General features: G+C 39.8%; 19 protein-coding genes. 15 read left to right on the forward strand and 4 right to left on the reverse strand.

Annotated features, from left to right (window positions below; all coding sequences use genetic code 11):
• The first annotated feature begins 169 nt into the window (after positions 1 to 169).
• The 11 genes from JXQ92_RS09975 to JXQ92_RS10025 all read left to right on the forward strand — a co-directional run bounded on the left by JXQ92_RS09975 (position 170) and on the right by JXQ92_RS10025 (position 8,809).
• Positions 170 to 2,359, forward strand: coding sequence for a DPP IV N-terminal domain-containing protein (locus JXQ92_RS09975; protein ID WP_421986470.1), 2,190 nt, complete (start codon positions 170 to 172; stop codon positions 2,357 to 2,359).
• Between the two features lie 154 nt (positions 2,360 to 2,513).
• Positions 2,514 to 2,810: a hypothetical protein gene (locus tag JXQ92_RS09980; protein WP_421986471.1), complete on the forward strand. Its 297-nt coding sequence runs from the start codon at positions 2,514 to 2,516 to the stop codon at positions 2,808 to 2,810.
• Position 2,811: 1 nt separating this feature from the next.
• Positions 2,812 to 3,168 (forward strand): hypothetical protein, encoded by a 357-nt coding sequence (locus tag JXQ92_RS09985; RefSeq protein ID WP_421986472.1) that lies wholly within the window; start codon positions 2,812 to 2,814, stop codon positions 3,166 to 3,168.
• A gap of 105 nt (positions 3,169 to 3,273) precedes the next feature.
• A complete protein-coding gene (locus JXQ92_RS09990; protein WP_421986473.1) occupies positions 3,274 to 3,552 on the forward strand; it encodes a hypothetical protein in 279 nt (92 codons plus the stop codon).
• 11 nt (positions 3,553 to 3,563) lie between these two features.
• Entirely contained in the window at positions 3,564 to 3,860 is a 297-nt protein-coding gene (locus tag JXQ92_RS09995; RefSeq protein ID WP_421986474.1) for a hypothetical protein, read from the forward strand.
• Between the two features lie 150 nt (positions 3,861 to 4,010).
• Positions 4,011 to 4,529 (forward strand): hypothetical protein, encoded by a 519-nt coding sequence (locus tag JXQ92_RS10000; RefSeq protein ID WP_421986475.1) that lies wholly within the window; start codon positions 4,011 to 4,013, stop codon positions 4,527 to 4,529.
• A 400-nt stretch (positions 4,530 to 4,929) separates the two neighbouring features.
• Positions 4,930 to 5,577: a hypothetical protein gene (locus tag JXQ92_RS10005; protein ID WP_421986476.1), complete on the forward strand. Its 648-nt coding sequence runs from the start codon at positions 4,930 to 4,932 to the stop codon at positions 5,575 to 5,577.
• An 85-nt stretch (positions 5,578 to 5,662) separates the two neighbouring features.
• Positions 5,663 to 6,085 carry a DUF4279 domain-containing protein gene (locus JXQ92_RS10010; RefSeq protein ID WP_421986477.1) on the forward strand — a complete coding sequence of 141 codons (423 nt, stop codon included), beginning with the start codon at positions 5,663 to 5,665 and terminating at the stop codon, positions 6,083 to 6,085.
• Between the two features lie 591 nt (positions 6,086 to 6,676).
• Positions 6,677 to 7,387, forward strand: coding sequence for a hypothetical protein (locus JXQ92_RS10015; RefSeq protein WP_421986478.1), 711 nt, complete (start codon positions 6,677 to 6,679; stop codon positions 7,385 to 7,387).
• Between the two features lie 6 nt (positions 7,388 to 7,393).
• Positions 7,394 to 8,293, forward strand: coding sequence for a hypothetical protein (locus JXQ92_RS10020; protein ID WP_421986479.1), 900 nt, complete (start codon positions 7,394 to 7,396; stop codon positions 8,291 to 8,293).
• A gap of 114 nt (positions 8,294 to 8,407) precedes the next feature.
• A complete protein-coding gene (locus tag JXQ92_RS10025) occupies positions 8,408 to 8,809 on the forward strand; it encodes an RDD family protein (protein WP_421986480.1) in 402 nt (133 codons plus the stop codon).
• A 36-nt stretch (positions 8,810 to 8,845) separates the two neighbouring features.
• Here the strand turns inward: JXQ92_RS10025 and JXQ92_RS10030 are convergent, their stop codons facing one another.
• Positions 8,846 to 11,404: a M14 family metallopeptidase gene (locus JXQ92_RS10030; RefSeq protein ID WP_421986481.1), complete on the reverse strand. Its 2,559-nt coding sequence runs from the start codon at positions 11,402 to 11,404 to the stop codon at positions 8,846 to 8,848.
• 41 nt (positions 11,405 to 11,445) lie between these two features.
• Positions 11,446 to 12,384 (reverse strand): carbon-nitrogen hydrolase family protein, encoded by a 939-nt coding sequence (locus JXQ92_RS10035; protein WP_421986482.1) that lies wholly within the window; start codon positions 12,382 to 12,384, stop codon positions 11,446 to 11,448.
• A gap of 197 nt (positions 12,385 to 12,581) precedes the next feature.
• Here JXQ92_RS10035 and JXQ92_RS10040 point away from each other — a divergent pair, with 197 nt between their 5' ends.
• Genes JXQ92_RS10040 through JXQ92_RS10050 form a run of 3 tightly spaced genes read left to right on the forward strand, consistent with a single transcriptional unit; the run spans position 12,582 to position 14,717 of the window.
• Positions 12,582 to 13,076, forward strand: coding sequence for an RNA polymerase sigma factor (locus JXQ92_RS10040; RefSeq protein ID WP_421986483.1), 495 nt, complete (start codon positions 12,582 to 12,584; stop codon positions 13,074 to 13,076).
• A 1-nt stretch (position 13,077) separates the two neighbouring features.
• On the forward strand, positions 13,078 to 13,716 hold the full coding sequence (locus JXQ92_RS10045) for a hypothetical protein (RefSeq protein ID WP_421986484.1): 639 nt from the start codon (positions 13,078 to 13,080) through the stop codon (positions 13,714 to 13,716).
• Positions 13,717 to 13,745: 29 nt separating this feature from the next.
• Entirely contained in the window at positions 13,746 to 14,717 is a 972-nt protein-coding gene (locus JXQ92_RS10050) for a peptidoglycan DD-metalloendopeptidase family protein (RefSeq protein ID WP_421986485.1), read from the forward strand.
• 39 nt (positions 14,718 to 14,756) lie between these two features.
• Here the strand turns inward: JXQ92_RS10050 and JXQ92_RS10055 are convergent, their stop codons facing one another.
• Positions 14,757 to 15,626 (reverse strand): bile acid:sodium symporter family protein, encoded by an 870-nt coding sequence (locus JXQ92_RS10055; protein WP_421986486.1) that lies wholly within the window; start codon positions 15,624 to 15,626, stop codon positions 14,757 to 14,759.
• 115 nt (positions 15,627 to 15,741) lie between these two features.
• Here JXQ92_RS10055 and rluF point away from each other — a divergent pair, with 115 nt between their 5' ends.
• Positions 15,742 to 16,476 (forward strand): 23S rRNA pseudouridine(2604) synthase RluF, encoded by a 735-nt coding sequence (gene rluF, locus JXQ92_RS10060; RefSeq protein ID WP_421986487.1) that lies wholly within the window; start codon positions 15,742 to 15,744, stop codon positions 16,474 to 16,476.
• Positions 16,477 to 16,602: 126 nt separating this feature from the next.
• On the opposite strand, the gene JXQ92_RS10065 is transcribed toward rluF, so the two are convergent.
• Positions 16,603 to 18,048 (reverse strand): M48 family metalloprotease, encoded by a 1,446-nt coding sequence (locus tag JXQ92_RS10065; protein ID WP_421986488.1) that lies wholly within the window; start codon positions 18,046 to 18,048, stop codon positions 16,603 to 16,605.
• Positions 18,049 to 18,159 lie beyond the last annotated feature (111 nt).

The following is an 18,159-nucleotide window of genomic DNA, read 5'->3' on the forward strand; positions in this document are numbered from 1 at the left end:
AAACCTAGAAGGTACCTAGAAGAATAAATTCTTAGATGTGCAACAGCAACAAAGACGGCGCATTAAAAACATACGCCGTAAAAGCAGACATTTTATTAACTTCGGCAATCCGCTATTTCTAGGATATCTTTTGATTAGGCATTACATCAAAGCAAGAAAATTATTGATCATGAAAAACAGACTTACTCCACTATGCTTATTATTAGTTCTTTTTATCAGCACTAATACGCAAGCACAAACTGTAAAAACACTTACAGATTCAGATTATAAGCGTGCAGCGGCCATGCTTTCCGGAAATACGAGTAAACTGATTGATAATGACATCAGGCCTCAATGGCTTCCAGACGGAAGACTTTGGTATAGATCATTAACGGAAAATCAGATGGAGTTTAAACTGTTTGATCCTAGTAATAAAAAGCAAATCGTTGCAGGTACGATGCAAGAGCTGCTGGATAAAGGAGATATTAAGTCAAACCAAACGAGACCATCGCGCAATCAGGTCTTATCTCCTGATGGTAATCATGCTGCCTTTATTCGTGATTGGAACTTGTGGATAAAAGATGTGGCTACTGGCAAAGAGTGGGCTTTAACGACAGATGGCATCAAAGACTTTGGTTACGCTACTGATAATGCAGGATGGAAACAAAGTGATCGCCCTATTCTCAGTTGGTCGCCCGACTCTAAAAAGATCGCAACATTTCAGCAAGATCAACGACATGTCAGCGATATGTATTTGGTGAAGACAAAAGTAGGTGCTCCTGAACTGAAGCAATGGAAATACCCTATCCCAGGTGACGAAGACATTATTCGTATCCACCGAGTGATTATTAACGTGAGTGAAAGTCCTAGCATCACCAAACTACGCATGAGTCCTGATGCGAGGCGCGGAACATTATGCGATGACATTTCATGTGAAGGCGGATTTGATGATATCGCATGGAGTGAAGATAGTCAACAGCTCGTTTTTGTATCTACAAGTCGCGATCACAAACGAGAAAACATCAGAACCGCCAATACCCAAACCGGTGAGGTCAAAGACATCTTCGAGGAAGTAGTAGACACCCAATATGAATCTGGACAGGGAGGAATAAACTGGAGATACTTTTCAAAGACGAACGAAATCATCTGGTATTCTGAAAGAACCGATTGGGGGCACCTTTATTTATACGATGCGACAACAGGAATTGTCAAAAATCGAATCACCACGGGTGACTACGTAGTGAGAAATATTATAAAAATTGATCAGAAAAACCGTTTGATCTATTTTGTTGGTGGTCACCATGAAGGAAAAGGCAATCCCTATTTTAGCTACCTCTACAGCGTAAAATTTAATGGCAAAGGGCTAAAAATGTTAACGCCTGAAGAAGGTCATCACTCGGTTAACCTTTCACCTAATGGTGAGTATTTCACTGATTCCTATTCACAACCTAATGTACCGCCAGTACATAATGTCCGAAATATTAAAGGGAAACTGATCAGCACCTTAGAGAAAACGGATGTTTCTAGACTACAAGCCACCGGATGGAAAGCCCCTAGCCCTTTTACAGTGAAATCAGCCAATGGGCAATGGGATTTGCATGGCCTTATGTACACCCCTAGTGAAATGAAGCCAGACGCAAAGTTACCCGTCATTGTTTACATCTACCCCGGACCACAAGGTGGTAGTGTTGGCTCATGGAGCTTTAGGGCATCGCGCGGTGATAACCAGGCACTTGCCGAACTTGGATTTGTTGTCGTTCAACTTGAGGGTAGTTGCAACCCTAATAGGTCTAAATCTTTTCACGATGCCTGCTATGGTAACATGGGAGAAAACACATTATCGGATCAGATTTCGGGTTTAAAGCAATTGCAAGTACAACACAAATTCCTTGATTTGGATAACATCGGAATTTGGGGCCACTCAGGGGGTGGGTTTGCAACAGCCGCAGCCATGTTTAAATACCCTGATGTATTCAAAGTTGGCATTTCAGAATCGGGCAACCACGACAATAGAAATTACGAAGACGACTGGGGAGAAAGATATATTGGCTTAGAAACTGAAGACGCCAACGGTGTATCGAACTATGAAAAACAGGCGAATCAGGTGTTTGCCAAAGACTTAAAAGGAAAGTTATTGATTATACATGGTGGAATGGATGATAACGTTCCTCCCTATAACTCTTATTTGGTTGCAGATGCCTTGATTAAGGCCAATAAAGATTTTGATTTCTTGCTGCTGCCCAATGCGAGACATGGTTACGGTGCTGATAGTTACTACATTATGAGGAGGCGATGGGATTATTTTGTTCAGCATTTAATGGGCGCCAAGTCACCCAAAGAGTTTCAGATCAAATTTTCTCCTGACCCACGGACGAGATAAGTCAACGAGTACACCGAGCGACTCCACGGGTTTAGCCATATCAAAAGAAATAAAAAAAGAGGCACAACAAAACCTATAAGCAATAGCACCCTTCGGGATGCTACGACACCATACACGGAACGTTAGCGGTTATTAAAACGACACCAATCAGAAAATGAGCTTAAAAGGTCAAACGGTTCGAATTATAGTTAGTGAGCCTTGGGATTGGGAGGAAAATCTTTTTGGAACAATTCTGTTTGATCGTGGTGGCGACAAGCTTTTAATAGAGTTAACAAAACCTATTAAAGGAAAAAAACTGACTAGTAACTTAATGGAGCTAAGACCGAGATATGAGAAGGAGACTTTTAAACCACTTTTGCAATATTACTCTGTAACAGTCGGAGGAGCTTTAGTAACAAAAGATTTCGATGATTTTGACTATATAATTATTGGAAGTGTGACTCTTGATTAGAATGAACGAAGAAGAATTAAAACATAGAATTAGAAGTGCATTTGTAATACTTCAAGACAGCAACTCGTTTAAAGTTGGCGATTTGACTTTTAGTGCCAAAGACAAAAATTCATTTTCAATAACAGGTTGGACTATTAAAAATGAACTCAAAAATATCACAAAACGAAGTGCATTAAATGAACTAAACGAGATAAAGTTACTTTTTACGAAAATGGTACAAGTATCCTCCGAATTGTCCGACTTTATTGACCAACGACAGATTGAGTTTAATTTAGGATATGACTACGGTTTGGGCGGAATTGGAATTTGCTCAGAGATTGACGGACAAATAAAATGGAAAACAGAAATAAAAGAATAAAAAAACAACCGCTAACACTGTATTAGAGGCAAACTAAACATTTTGATATCCCTCCATGATTCACAGTTCATACCTTCGAACGTTGTACACCATTTGACAGACCATATGAAACTTAAATCAATTTTCGGAAATACTTTAAAAAATGAGATTAGAGATTTATCTGAAAACATATTGAATGACCAATGGAAAATTCGAATCGAATCTACAGAAATAGATAGCGCTGGAATTATGGACTGTGAAGAAATTATTTCAGATTTTTTAGAACAAAACGAATTTGGTTGTGCATTTGAACATTTGACTTACGTCATATCTGAGACAGAAACTAATTTAACAACTGAACAAGCAAATCGAATTAAACAGTTAATGAAAAAATTGAATTCATAAAATAACTACAGATGAGTTGGGACATTGTACTTTTTAATTCAAAACAGAAAATAGAATCAGTTGCGGAATTGGACGAAAAATCTACGGAAAAACTTGAGGGAGAATTAAGAGGATTAAAAATTATAAATGGAGCAATAATTGGAGTTTTAAGTGTGCTCTTCATTGTTTGTATTTATGGACTATCAAAAAAAGATGATAATGGAATTTTCAACGCTTTAATTGTTGTGCCAATAGCTTTGAGTGCCATAATTCCTGTGAATTTTGGAAATATGAAAAAAATAAAAGCTGAATTGGAATCAAGAAAATGAGTAACGCTGAATGCAGAATGACCTCAATCAAATTCTTATTACAACAACGCATAACCAAAACTAACCCTAGTATCTTCTAGCCAAACCATTCCCCCACCCCACCAACTTGTAACTATCCCTATAAAGAACTTCGTAATTAATTACTTAAACATGAAACAGCTACTTTTCATAGCTCTATTTGGATTGACCTCTTTACTTAATGCTCAAACTGTTGAAGTTGGAGACATTCTACTCAATGGTACAATTGGTCATTCCTTGACATTAAGCGAATTAAGATCAAAAAGAGTTAAAATTGATAGTATTCGACCAATTCCAGAATTAATGGATATGTCAACAGCAGATTCGCTTGTCTATATTGGCGGAACTTACTTTGAGTATTTCACTAACTCTAAAAACTGTTTGTTGAGTGTGATCAAATTGGATGGAAGAATTAAAGAGGTTAAAATTGGAAGCCTAATTTTGACTAACGAAACAACAATAGAAAGTATTCAAGCAAACTTCCCAGAGAGTTGTCAAACAACTGCTGAAATTAAGTTTTATCAAGATACTAAAGCTTATAGAACGTGTGGAGTTCCTATTTCCGCAAGAGGAAAAATAACAGACGCTCAACTTCGATTTTTCTTCCTAAAAGAAAAATTAACACGAATAGACCTATGGAATCCAAGCTAAAAAAGCTCAAGAATAAGGTAAAATACCTCAACTAAATTAGACTTCTCAAACTATAGCTGAATGCTAGGGTGTGGAATTAAAATTGTCATGCATAAGTGAACAATTAAGAAAGTTATTTGATTTTTCTTGTACTATGGATGATAGGACAATTGTTAATCATGCCGGCTATTTGGCACAAAGAGTATCCGTTCAGTTAATTACCTCCAACTTGTAATTATCCCGATAATTTCTTTCCTTCATAGAAGATAAACACATAGCTCCTCTCATTTCAAGCTATATCTTGCTGACAAAGTAATAGTGCCTATAGCCGCCCAATTTGGTGGGCTAATGACATATAAACAATTATAGGAAATGTATCAATCATAATTATGACCGATATATAGCATTAGGTAATATTTGAATGAACATTGATGTAGTATTTTTTCTGAAGTTCGGACAAAAAGAACATATAGATAATCTCTTGAAAAAAGGGGAAATTTACATGAACACGATACAATGGTTCAAAAAGTATGAAAAAGACGGAATAGGAGATATTTATGAAGGAGCTTATGAAGTGGAAAACTTAAGTGGAAAACTAACTCTCAAAATACCTAACAATCCAATAGTACTAAATAATGCTAATCTTCAATTAAGAAAAAATTACGAAGGTCATATTGGGAATATATTTTCTACTTATGCCATTTCGACTTTATTGCTAAAAAGAAAGCCAGTTCATAGGATTGATGTGAGGATGAGAAAATTTGGTACTCATTGCCTCATTATAAAGAATCCGAGGCAATTTATTGATTCAATTACCGATAAACTAACTAATATGGGAATTGAACATTCTCATGATATTGTTAAATACAAGAATTTAAAAAAGAACAAACACAAAATGAGTTTATTTGACAAAACCCATTTGTTGAATTATCAAAAAGAACATCGAATAATCGCTTGGACAGAAAAAGACTGTGCTCTGAAATTTGAAATAGGCTCAATAGAACATTACGCTGAAATGCATTCGACTGATAAGATTATTGAAACACTCACAGTACAGTGTAAAAATTAAAACGGCACACAACAACACCTATACGGAATGCCCTTCGGGATACGCGCCATACACGGAAGGTTATGAGGCATAAGCCAAATCGCATATGAACCAATCCAACTCTTACGTATATTTCGCATTTCAAGGGGACGACTATGATCCTAAATTAGTAACAACTGAACTTGGGATCGAACCAACTGACGCGTGGAGAACTGGTGAACCAGGCAAATACATCCAACAACAGAAATATTCTTGTTGGCAACTTAAGTCAACATCAGACGAACTGCTTGATATGGACAAACTAGTGAACGAAGTGGTATCTCAACTTTCAGAGAAGATCGAACTCATCAATAATCTAAAGCAACGCATTAACCTAGACACAGTTCTTGCAATCGTCATTTATATCGACGTTAACGAAGAACAGTCAACTCCGTACTTGGGACACAGCTCTGAAGTGATCAACTTTCTGCATCGAACCGGAACAACAACGGACGTTGATATCTATCGGTACAACTCTGCTGACGAATAAACACGCCTCACAACAAACGATATGGTCGCACTGCCTAGCTTAGCTATCTGCCAAGAGCTTGCAAAACATCCCGCTTATCTGCCGCCAAGAAATCGAAATGCTTTCTATTTTTTTCTGCTCGTGGGAGTTTTTGATCTGCATGGCGCAGTGCCAGTCTGATACTTTAAATGCACCGGCCGATAAGCTAACTTCATCGCAATTAATAAAACTCGGAGGCCACAGTGCCATACCTGGGCGTTACTTCGCCATATTCCCTAAAAACAGCGCGTTAAGGAAAAGCTTATTGGTGCCATACCACATGCCTCTGAAATTCGGGGTATCGATAACTACAACCAACCCAAGAACCTTCTAGCTAAACCATTTCCCCACCCTATCTACTTGTAACTATCCCGATAATTTCTTTCCTTCATAAAAGATAAACACAGATAGCTCCTCTCATTTCAAGCTATATCTTGCGGACAAAGTAATAATGCGTATTGCCGCCTAATTTGGTTGGCTATAAGTCATAAACAACTAAACATTGGTAATGTATCAGTCACTTCTATGACTTATATATAATATTGTGAGCAATAAAAACTAAAACAATTAAATATGGCAGATTCAGAATTTAAACTACCAGTTTCATCCTTTTCAGAACTTACAAAACTCCTAATTGCCTTCGCAAAGAGTAAGAACGCTGCATCGTTGGACGATTTAAATAAACTTACTGGAATTAATAAAACTTTAATAAGTTCCAATAATGGTTTTCTTGACTCAATTGGTGCTATAAGTGGTGGCAATAAAAAAGAGGCAACACCTGATGGTAAAAAATTAGGACTTGCTCTTGCCAATTTCATGGAAGATGAAGCCAAAACCCAAATTAAAAAGCTTTTATCAGAAAATGAGTTTATCGAATCTATGATAACTGCTCTCGAAATTAAACCTAGATCTGTGGATGATTTTCAGTCCCACATTGCATACTCCTTAGGAAAGGAACTTAAAGGTCGGAATAAAACTGGTACTGGTTCATTGATCGAAATGATGGAATTTTCGGACCTCATCGAGGAGAATGATGGATTACTTTCTCCAGTAAGAATTGTTCCTCTATCACCAAAACTGGAATCATTAAATAAAGAAGATACCCAAAAAGAAGTTGAGGCTAAATCGACTTCAGATTCCACTTCAATCACACAAAAATTCACGAATGAACTTGGACAAAATGTTACTTTGAATATTAATGTCCAATTAACCATCCCTGATACTGATGATGAAAAGGTTTATGAGAACTTTTTCAAAGCCATGAAAAAACATCTTCTCTCATAATAAACGATGTCTTATATAAACAACATAATTGATTCATGTAAAGAGTTCAAAAAAGAAGCGGTTGAGATTCTTGGAACTAATCAAAGTTTATTTGAATTTGAAGAGCATCACGGCCTTTTTGACGCTGTAATAATTACTGCATCCGTTGATGAATTTGAATCTGTCAAGTCAATTTTAGATTCCGTTAAGCCAGTAACATTCAACAAGAATGACTCTACTATCTATTATCAGGGCACCATCCAATCCAAAAAGAAAGTGCTTAAAGTCTTAGTCCCTTTTCCGTACAGCATGGGTATTGAAGCCGCATCTTCATTGACCACAAAGGTCATAAGCAATTTCCGACCTCGCTATATTTTCATGAGTGGTATTTGTGCAGGCAACAAAAACCTTTCTAAAGTCGGAGATATCATAATAGCAGAAAAGTCGCTTAATTATCATAGCGTTGTTGAAATAGAGGGAAAGGACGAAATCAAGGGTAAAAAATTCATGCACAATCTATGCTCAATTAATGGGCACATGAAAAACCAACTTGAACTTTTCTGTAAATCAAAAGCAATTCAGGAAATAAAGGAAAATTACGCAGATAAAGGACAAATTACATCATCATTAAAAGCGCATATCGGGCTTTTGGTTACAGGAAGCTCCTTACTAAGAAGCTCTTCAATTATGAAAGAAATTAATGACTCATATGTTGGAGTTAAGGGCCTAGATATGGAAACATATGGAATATATTATTCAGCCACACAGGTATATAAAGACTATGCCCCTAACTTCTTGTCAATAAAAAGTGTAAGTGATTTTGGAGGTAACACCAACCATAAACTAGGAACGGCTGATAGGAGAAACTATAGCCTTTATACAAGTAGTCATGCTTTAAAAAGGTTTATAAATGGATATTTAGAATAAAATGCTCACAACTAAACCTATAAGCAATAGCTCCCTCCGGGACGTTACCGCTCACAAACAAAACGTTGCGAAAAATTCGATTCTTATAACAATCAGAAAATAGCTTTTTATTATATGAAGGAAACAAGAAAGCGAAAAAGACTTTATGGATTCATTGTTGATCTCGTTGTAATTGGTTTACTAATGGAAATCACATTTAGATTAGAAGAACTTATGACGTATCAGACCGCAATAAGAGCTTTGAGAGTCGCCATTGTATTTGGAGGGTACCATATCCTAATGGAATATTTCCTTGGTAAGACAGTTGGCAAGTTCGTTTTTAAAACCAGAGTAGTTAATAAAGATGGTAATAGAATTTCTTTAAAGGAGGCGGTGATTCGGTTTGGTAGTAGACTAATCCCTTTCGAATTTGCATCCCTGGCACTTGGCATTGACGCTAGAGCTTGGCATGATGTACTATCCAAAACTTATGTTATTGATGAGGAAAAAAATAACTTTTCACAACAAGGTGTATAGTGCATACCCTTTGGGATACGCACCACACAAAGAACGTCACCTCGCCATATTCCCTAAAAACAGTGCATTAAAGAAAAGTTTATTGGTGCCATACCACATCCCTCTAAAATTCGGGTTATCCGCAAACATAATCACACTGCCACGGCCAAGGCCTGAAACTATCAACGAGGCCGTTCCACCCAGTTTTTCAAGGTTGGTCTTGTTTACATAGCCACCCAACAACGGATTCTCTTTGTACTGCACCACTGTTCTAAAAGGACTGCTACTCGGTGCCAAAAAGATGGAATGGTTTCTATAGACTGGCAAATCACGCTGCGTATAGCCAAAAGCAAGAGGATTTGTAATATCCACATCCGTCATATACATGGAGCCGCCAATAGCGTTAGAACCATTGAATTCGCGAGAAGTCACATAGTCCATACGCGCAGGCACATCTCTTTTCGGACGCTCGGCGAATTTCTCATTCACAAACTTTGAACTCACCGCCCAGCTGGTCGCACTTCTTAGGGTAATCACAGTGCCACCCTCTCTTACCCATTGCTTAATTCTATCAATAGTGTTCTTACCCAGCGAACTATAGTTGCCAGAAGGCAATACCAACGTATTGTACTTACTCCAATCCACTCTGCCCACGCTGCTGGTCATTACCTTAGTGATCGGCATGCCCACTTTATCATCCAGTAAATGCCAAACCTCACCCGCTTCGGCACTACTCACATTACCACCGATCAGCATCAGCGCTTTCGGTTGTCGAATCGTTCTGAAGTTGCCGCTACCTAAATCTATTCCCGTAGTACTATAACCAGATTTAACGCTATAAGCCCTAATACCTGCAAGTTCTGTGGCCTCTTCAATAAAAGCATGTACCAAATCGGCATTTACTTCCTGTCGCGCCACTGGAATCATTAAAGTACCATAGCCAAACTCCTTCTCCCCCTCATTGGTCTTTAAACCAAACTTTCTGAAAGCTGTGTTCACGTAAAGCCCTTTTTCTAACAAGTAGTGAAGTGCTTTTGGTGCATAGTATTCATCCCATTCAATCAAGTAAGCATAACTCGTTTTCTCTACGCCGATGTAAGTGCTCCCGTCAAAATTGCGGTCAACAACTTTACCGTCAAGATCGGCCTTGCCCGTATATCGTTCATGCGGCATATTGTAGGTCAGTGCCGTGGTCCAAGAAGAAGCATCGTAGAAGATGCTATCGTAAAAATTCGTCACCTTTTCAAACATCGTTCTCACCATACGGTATTGACTTTGCTCATTCGGCACATAAAATGCGCTTCCGGCTTTAAAAGCCTTTCCTTTTAACGTAATGTCTTCATTCAGCTGAACCGTCTTTATTTTATGCCTTGTCAGTAAATCGATAAACTCAGCATTTCTGCCATCGTCCGTTTGGTCACCAAAAACCCAACCACCGCTGGCTTTCTTGCCTTCTTCTACAGCCGTTCTAAAGAACTTTCGCTGATGGTTTACCAAGGTTTCTCTTTCTCCCACAGCCCCTCTTACGGTGGCTAAACTCGTGGTTAAATGGTTTTTAATGGTAAAGGCAAAAGCGACTTTTCCCATTCTAGAGTCTTGCAAGTGGCCTCGTGAACTCGCTTGCTCAAAAACTAGCCCTAGCGCTCCATGGATGTCCGGATAGGTAGAACCATAGCCAGGGTAACTGTTATCGTATTGTTCTTTGGTAAAATAGAGTGAGCCAATCTCGTCCAACGACTCATGGAAATAACCCGCAAAGAGGTTATTCAGTCCGTCGTAGTTATCGCGCGGCACCACTGGGTTTTCAGACCCGAAAGGCTTCGTCGGTTCAAAGAAATAGGTCGAATTCGTACCCATTTCATGAAAATCGGTCACAATATGCGGATACCATTGGTGATAAAAGTCAATTCTCGCCTGCGACTCCACATGAGCCAGCGGCAACCAATCCCTGTTCAAGTCATACCAATAGTGATTCGTTCGTCCACGTGGCCACATTTCATTATGTTCCGCGTCTATTGGGTCAGACACCATAGGGTCGCCCTTAAAGCTATTCGCCCAAGTACTATGTCTATCCCTTCCGTCAGGATTAAAAGCCGGATCGATCAGTAAAACCGCATCCTTTAAGCCATTCGTTACTTCTGCATGTCGGCCAGCTACATAGTAATAAGCCGTTAATAAAGCCGCCTCACTACTCGAAGGCTCATTTCCATGAACATTGTAGCCCAAAAGCACAATTGATTTTTGGTCGCTTAAATCTTCCTCTTGAATCGGTGGGGTGATGGCCCTCACGTGTGCCGCCTGAATTTCGTCTAGATTGGCTAGGTTTTCGGGGGAAGTAACCTTTAGCACAACTAATTGTCTGTGCTCATACGTTTCGCCGATCGTATCTAGCTTGGCCCTGTCCGATAATCTGGCCAATTCTCGCATATAGCCTACAATTGCATCATGTCGCGTGTGTAGCGTACCGATCGGGTAGCCTAGAAACTGCTCAGGCGTTGGAATTTTCGGGTCGAAGCGCGCATTCGCAGGAAAAAAGTAATCACTCTGGGCGGAAACCGTATGAAGGCCAAGGCACAAAATCAATCCCAAGAAGGTAATTAAACGTCTGTTTTTCATAGCATGCAAGTTATCGGTTAATCAAGAAATAGAAATCATGGCTACTGATCAATTACCTTAATCGGTGGTTGATTGTTTACTTTAAAATCAAATATATCTGAACGATTGTAGTGACCAATCGGGTCAAAATCAAGTTTACTTTGTATGACTTGGTCTAGGTCTATTTCAGCGGTCAATATGCCTTCTTCTCCCCACAGCGGTTCGGCCAGAACCTTCCCTAAAGGATCGACAATAATAGACCCTCCTGTGGCCATTACCTCGGGCTGATTTTCTAACGCTTGAAAACCGGGTAAGTCGGTTGGATACATCGATTTGGTCACATATTGGTTGCACCCTAAAACGAAGCATCGGCCTTCTAGGGCAATATGCTGCATGGTCTGTTGCCAACCGTCTCGATTATCCGCGGTTGGTGCCAAATACACCTGTATGCCTTGCTGATACATGGCCATACGTGCCATCGGCATATAGTTTTCCCAACAAATAAGTCCACCCATCTTACCGATCGAAGTGTCGAAACTCGATAAAGTGGAACCATTATCTTCTCCCCAAATCACTCTTTCTTGTGCCGTGGGTTTTATCTTTCTGTGTTTGCCCAAAAAGTCTCCATTCGGACCAAAATAGAACATACTGCAATAAAGTGTTCCAGAAACTGTGTCCTTTTCGTTCACGCCGATCACTAAAAACGCACCGGCATCCTTCGCCATTTGGCCCAACCTCAAACAAGCCGCATCACCTTCCGCTATGGACGATTCCCAATAGCGCTGCCACAACAGCCTTCCCGCCGGATCTCGACTGCCCACCACCGTACCAAAGCTTAAGCCTCTTGGGTAAGCAGAAATAAAAGCTTCTGGAAAAAGGATCAATTGGGCACCTTTTGCCTTGGCCTGACTTACCAAATCGGCAGTTTTGTCAAGGGTAGCTTCTAAATCGAATAAAATTGGAGCGGCTTGAACTACAGCTGCTATATACTTTGCTGACATATTGGAAAGTTAGGGATATTTCGGCTGGGTAAAGCCCAGAATTACATGAGCTGCCATCTTTTTATCGACTCTTATTCAATTGATTATCAGTACATTAAATATCTTCTTTGAAAAAACACCAGATTTCTTGTCATATTTCAGACAGTCTTGTCACTAATAGAAGTAGAAAGTAAAGCTGGATTGTAAGTCAAAATCAATTGCAACAGAAATTTGAAGACATACTAGAGTCAAACAAGGAAAAGATTTACAGAATCTGTAGAATCTATGCCCTTGATCCGATAGAACCGCAAGACTTGTTTCAGGAAGTGGTTTTTCAGATTTGGAAGTCACTGCCCAGTTTCAAAGGAAATGCGGGAATTGATACTTGGGTTTACAGAATTGCCCTAAACGTTGGGCAACGTTCTCGACTAAAACTTGAACGCAACCATGCCAAAAATGTAAGGCTCGATTCCATCCTCTTCTTACCGGCCGATGATCATGACAATGCGCAAGAGCAATTGAAATATGAAGCACTGAGGACTTGTATTGAAATGCTAAAAGAAAGCGATCAGTCCTTATTAGTCTTGTATTTAGAGGATTTACCCTATAAGGCCATGGCCGAGATTACAGGACTTACCGAAAACCACATTGCAGTAAAAATGAAACGCATCCGGAAGTTACTTTTTGAATGTATAGCCCCAAAACTAGATTAAAATGGTAGAACAAGAGCTAAAAAACATCTGGAGGAATTCGTCTCAAATGGAACGCATCACATTCGATATCAGTCGATTATTGAGCGATCTGAACAAACGGGCCAAACGACTCGATCAGGTGATTAAAAACAGAGATCGAAGGGAGATTGCAGCTTCTATTTTCGGAATAGCCATGTTCAGTTACTTTGCCTTTGCCATTCCGTTTTTAGTTACAAAGATTGGTGCGGTGCTTTCCGTTGCTTGGTTTGTCTACATCATTTTTAAGTTCAGACATAACAGAAAAACAAAGGCTCCAGTCGATTTAACACTGCCCTATAAAGAACAGCTTCACCGACAGCGAAAGAACATGGAACAAGAGGCTGCCTTTTTAAACTCTGTCCTTTATTGGTATGTGCTTCCTCCGCTCCTTGCCAACTTGATCTTTATTTATGGCATTGGCGACCCTGCAGTATACGATTGGGACCCCGGTTTTTTCGACTTCATGCCCTTTACCATGAAAGGCAAACTCAGCATGTCTATTAGCGTCACCTTATTTAGTGCTTTTGTGGTATGGTTGAATAAAAGGGCCGTCAAGAAGACCTTAACCCCCATTATTGAAGAAATCAATCGAATAGAAACACAACTCGAAACCAAAGCATAAACGACTCAAAAAACTTAAACAACCAAAACATGAAAAACATAATAATCCTACTCCTATTATTAATCATCACCGCACCGAAGGTTCAGGCACAAGAAGAATCTGGCGACTTAAAAACAGCATCCGCGGCGTTCATTAAGGCCTTTAACGCTAACCAAGCTCAAGTAATATTTGATATGTTTTCTAGTCAAATGCAGAATGCCGTTCCAATGGCTACATTAAGTCCGTTCTTAACCAATTTAAAGTCAGAGTTGGGTGCCATTACCAAAAGCGAGTTCATCAAATATGAAAACGGTGGTGTTGCACTTTACAAAATGACCTTTACACAGGGAATCCGTGGCTTTAATCTAGTAGTAGACGGTCAAAAAAAGATTAGCGGTATGCGTATTTTGCCTTTTAAAGAGAATACCACGCCTATCATTGAACGCAATATTACCCCTATGATGCTTCCTTTTAAAGAAGAATGGACGGTGTTTTGGGGTGGCACTACAGAAGCACAGAACTATCATGTAGCGGTGGAATCTCAGCGCGGTGCTTTTGACTTGGTGATGACCGATGAAAAGGGCAATTCTTATAAAACCAATGGGCTCTCCAATGAGGATTATTACGTTTTCGGAAAAGACATTATCGCGCCAGCTGCGGGGGAAATTGTCTTGGTGGTAGATGGCATAAAAGACAACCAACCTGGAACTATGAATCCCGCTTATGTTCCGGGAAACACAGTCATTATAAAAACTGCAAATGATGAATACCTTTTCTTCGCACACTTTAAGCAGCATTCTATTGTGGTAAAACAAGGGCAAAAAGTAGCTCAGGGCGACTTACTGGGCTTAACTGGAAATTCGGGTAATTCTTCGGAGCCGCACTTGCATTTCCACCTTCAGCATGTGGAAGAGATTAGCCAAGCCGTGGGCGGAAGAACCTTCTTTGCAGAGATTATGGTCAATGGGGAATTGAAAAAGGACTACTCTCCTGTTCGCGGAGAAAAGATCAAGAATAAATAAGGCAAGCATTAAGAGAGATAAGCGCTGAGTAATCGGAGCTTATCTTTCTACAAATTTCGCGAAACGCTTATTAGCCCAGTATATCACAAAGCCACCTGTGAAGAACATCAGTAGACCGTAAACCGCCGGCGCAATGGCCAATTCCGTATTATTTAAGAGCACTACGGCTATAGAAACACCCAAAGTTCCATTCTGAATTCCAGATTCTATGGAAATGGATAAAGCTGATTTATCATTGAGCTTGAACATTTTAGCTAAATAAAAACCAACAAGCATTGAACCGACATTCAACACAATCGCCGCTACGCCAGCTTCCTTGATATAAGGGATAATATTCTGGCTCTCTTTAACGCAAAGCCCTACAATAACTAATAGAATGACTACACCTGAGGCAGTTCGTACTGGCTTTTCCATTTTTAAGGCAAAAGCCGTCTTATATTTTCTTATCGTCATGCCGATAATCACCGGAATGATAGTGATCACCATGACCTGAATTATCGTTTGAACAACATCGAGTCGTATGACTTCGCCTTTATTCATAAACTCGCTCAGTGCAAAATTGACAATAAACGGAATGGTTAGTATGGTAATAAAGCTGCTAAAAGCCGTCAAAGTAACTGATAAAGCGGTATTTGCCTTCGACATATGCGAAATCAGGTTAGAAGTAGCTCCACCTGGGCAAGCGGCCAAAATCATAATCCCCACAGCTATTTCTGGTCTTAGGTTGAATAATGAAGCCACTGCAAAACCGATCAGTGGCAGGAGAATTATTTGACTAAATAGCCCTACAATAACAGCTTTCGGGTATATTAAAACTCTTCTAAAATCATCGGTGACTAACGAAAGCCCCATGCCTAACATGATGATGAAGAGCGAAGCAGCTAAAACTATTGTTGCGAGTTGATCCATACCTATTCAGTTGAATGTCGAATCTAAGAAAAATTAAACTATTCGGGAGCGAAGGGATTCGGACTTGCATAGAAAGGTTTGGCATTATTCCCTTATTTTTGGATTTCAAATCGGTATGTCAGAACCCAAATCCACACGAATCAATAAATACCTCAGCGAGGTTGGCTTTTGCTCCCGAAGAGCAGCAGATAAGCTAATAGATCAAGGTAAAGTGACCATAAACGGCAAGGTTCCAGAAATGGGTACCAAAATTACCGAAGGCGATGAGGTGCGTGTTAATGGTAAGCTGATTTCAGAACCGAAAGCGAAAAAGAATGTCTACATCGCTTTTAACAAACCGGTTGGCATTGTCTGCACTACGGACACTGGGGTGGAAAAGGATAATATCATAGACTATATCAACTATCCGAGTCGTATTTTTCCTATTGGGCGACTGGATAAGCCCAGCGAAGGACTCATTTTCCTAACCGATGATGGTGACATTGTCAATAAGATACTCCGCGCCAGAAATCATCATGAGAAGGAATACATGGTGACGGTTAACAAGCCGCTGCGCCCTGATTTTGCTGCTAAAATGAGTAACGGAATTCCGATTCTTGGTACCGTAACTCGAAAATGTGAAGTAGAAGTACTCAGTAAATTCAGGTTCAGGATTGTCTTAACCCAAGGGCTAAACAGGCAGATTAGAAGAATGTGCGAGTACCTTGGCTATCGTGTTTCCAAACTTAAAAGAACGCGCATTATGAATGTAGGGCTGGATGTACCTGTGGGCAAATGGCGCGACCTTACTGAAAAAGAGTTGAAAGAGATCAATGCCCTGGTTTCAGACTCTGCCAAAACGCATGACTAAGTCTTAGATAGTTTCTTTGCTACTTTCTGGAATTGAAAAGAAATTCAGTGAACTCAGGCAAAAAGAAAAGGCCAAACCGATCGAAAATGGATCAATTTGGCCTTTTTGGAGATAATAATTGAGCTACTACCTCAATACTTTAATCAACGTGCCTTTCGCTACTTGATCCGTCAATTGCATGCCGTTCAAGAGCGATAATTCTGCCATTTGTTCTGTAGAAGCGCCAAATCCTTGTAAAGCATTTTGAAGTGAAGTGGAAGATGCTACTTCAACTATTTTTACTCTTTGCGGCTGACGGTTCAATTTATCCGAATCCGTTAACACCTTGAAACTCTCCATGGTCTTGCTGAAAGAAGCCGCATGCAAACCATGCTCAGCAAAAGAAGAAATACCCATTATGGTATAAACACTATTATTATACTCTATAAAATAGGTAGCGGTACGAATGGCCTTGTTACCAGCTTCATCAGATTGATCGGCGATAATGGAAACAGCATTCAAACCGTTGACTTTTAAATTTTGAGATTCTATTAATTCCAGTTTATACTGAGCAACAAAGTTTGTGGCTGCTTCAGAAGCGCTACTACCCTGCCCTAAGGATAAAGCCATGTTCGCCTTGCCATTTGGTTCGGCCATCTGAAATTGTTGTGGAGAATTTTGTGATCCCCAGCCTGAAGGAATAGAAAATGTGAATTTTAGCGTTGGGTGATAGAAATTACTATTCTCAACAAAGCCTTGTCTTGGATCTTCGCCGAAAACAAGACCATCAATCAATCTTAAATACTCATTACGATTTACTTTAGGATCGGTCAGATTGAGTTTAGTTCTCCACTCCGAAGCATATTTCTTTACCGACTCATTACGTTCAGCCGGATCAGGGTGAGAAGACATAAAAGTCGGTATTTGTTGACCTCCGCTTAGGTCTCTCTGCCTTTTCAAGGTTTCGAAAAAACCGGCCATTTCTTGCGCATCGTATCCGATTCTAGAAGAGTATTCCGCCCCAAGTTCGTCAGACTGACGCTCATCATCACGACCAAACTTCAAAAACAGTAAACCAACACCTTGTTGTGCAGTTTCAGCATACTTACCTATTGATTCAGAAAGTAATGTACCCGCCATTAAGCCCACGCCCGCTAATTGTTGGTTGCTGTACTGCTGTGCAGAATGTCTTGCCGTAACATGACCAATCTCGTGTCCTAAAACACCAGCAAATTCCGCTTCATTGTTAAAATGCGCCATAATTCCTCTGGTGAAATAAACATAGCCACCAGGCACAGCAAATGCGTTGAGCACTGGAGAGTCTACAATTTTGAACTCATAAGGCAAATTAGGGCGATGCGATATAGCGGCCATTTCTTTCCCTTTTGTTTCAATAAACTGCTGAAGTTTCTCGTCCTCATACAAGCCAAAAAAGGAAACAATCCCTGGGTCGGATTCTTTACCCATGGCAATCTCTTTTTCTTCTGAAAGGAGCATAAACTCTTTCTTACCCGTTACCGGATTTGTGGCACAGCTGTAGCTGAAAAGCAGTACAAAAGTGAATAGGATTAACGAAGTCGTTTTTCTTAACATAATAGATGATGTTTTGCGGTGAACGTCATACTAATTACGTACCAAAGAGTAATTCTAGTATCAGGATTCGCTCAGTTCTACAAATCTAAAGAATCTTAAGCGAGATGGAAG

Source organism: Roseivirga sp. (assembly GCF_049099775.1).
GTDB lineage: Bacteria > Bacteroidota > Bacteroidia > Cytophagales > Cyclobacteriaceae > Roseivirga.

Bases quoted from the DNA above. Each gene is read 5' to 3' on its own strand.
- JXQ92_RS10000 (WP_421986475.1), top strand. From the start codon at position 4,011: ATGAAACAGCTACTTTTCATAGCTCTATTTGGATTGACCTCTTTACTT.
- rluF (WP_421986487.1), top strand. From the start codon at position 15,742: ATGTCAGAACCCAAATCCACACGAATCAATAAATACCTCAGCGAGGTT.
- JXQ92_RS09980 (WP_421986471.1), top strand. From the start codon at position 2,514: ATGAGCTTAAAAGGTCAAACGGTTCGAATTATAGTTAGTGAGCCTTGG.
- JXQ92_RS09990 (WP_421986473.1), top strand. From the start codon at position 3,274: ATGAAACTTAAATCAATTTTCGGAAATACTTTAAAAAATGAGATTAGA.
- JXQ92_RS10025 (WP_421986480.1), top strand. From the start codon at position 8,408: ATGAAGGAAACAAGAAAGCGAAAAAGACTTTATGGATTCATTGTTGAT.
- JXQ92_RS10020 (WP_421986479.1), top strand. From the start codon at position 7,394: ATGTCTTATATAAACAACATAATTGATTCATGTAAAGAGTTCAAAAAA.
- JXQ92_RS10010 (WP_421986477.1), top strand. From the start codon at position 5,663: ATGAACCAATCCAACTCTTACGTATATTTCGCATTTCAAGGGGACGAC.
- JXQ92_RS09975 (WP_421986470.1), top strand. From the start codon at position 170: ATGAAAAACAGACTTACTCCACTATGCTTATTATTAGTTCTTTTTATC.
- JXQ92_RS10015 (WP_421986478.1), top strand. From the start codon at position 6,677: ATGGCAGATTCAGAATTTAAACTACCAGTTTCATCCTTTTCAGAACTT.
- JXQ92_RS10065 (WP_421986488.1), bottom strand. From the start codon at position 18,048: ATGTTAAGAAAAACGACTTCGTTAATCCTATTCACTTTTGTACTGCTT.
- JXQ92_RS10030 (WP_421986481.1), bottom strand. From the start codon at position 11,404: ATGAAAAACAGACGTTTAATTACCTTCTTGGGATTGATTTTGTGCCTT.
- JXQ92_RS10050 (WP_421986485.1), top strand. From the start codon at position 13,746: ATGAAAAACATAATAATCCTACTCCTATTATTAATCATCACCGCACCG.
- JXQ92_RS09985 (WP_421986472.1), top strand. From the start codon at position 2,812: ATGAACGAAGAAGAATTAAAACATAGAATTAGAAGTGCATTTGTAATA.
- JXQ92_RS09995 (WP_421986474.1), top strand. From the start codon at position 3,564: ATGAGTTGGGACATTGTACTTTTTAATTCAAAACAGAAAATAGAATCA.
- JXQ92_RS10045 (WP_421986484.1), top strand. From the start codon at position 13,078: ATGGTAGAACAAGAGCTAAAAAACATCTGGAGGAATTCGTCTCAAATG.
- JXQ92_RS10035 (WP_421986482.1), bottom strand. From the start codon at position 12,384: ATGTCAGCAAAGTATATAGCAGCTGTAGTTCAAGCCGCTCCAATTTTA.
- JXQ92_RS10005 (WP_421986476.1), top strand. From the start codon at position 4,930: ATGAACATTGATGTAGTATTTTTTCTGAAGTTCGGACAAAAAGAACAT.
- JXQ92_RS10055 (WP_421986486.1), bottom strand. From the start codon at position 15,626: ATGGATCAACTCGCAACAATAGTTTTAGCTGCTTCGCTCTTCATCATC.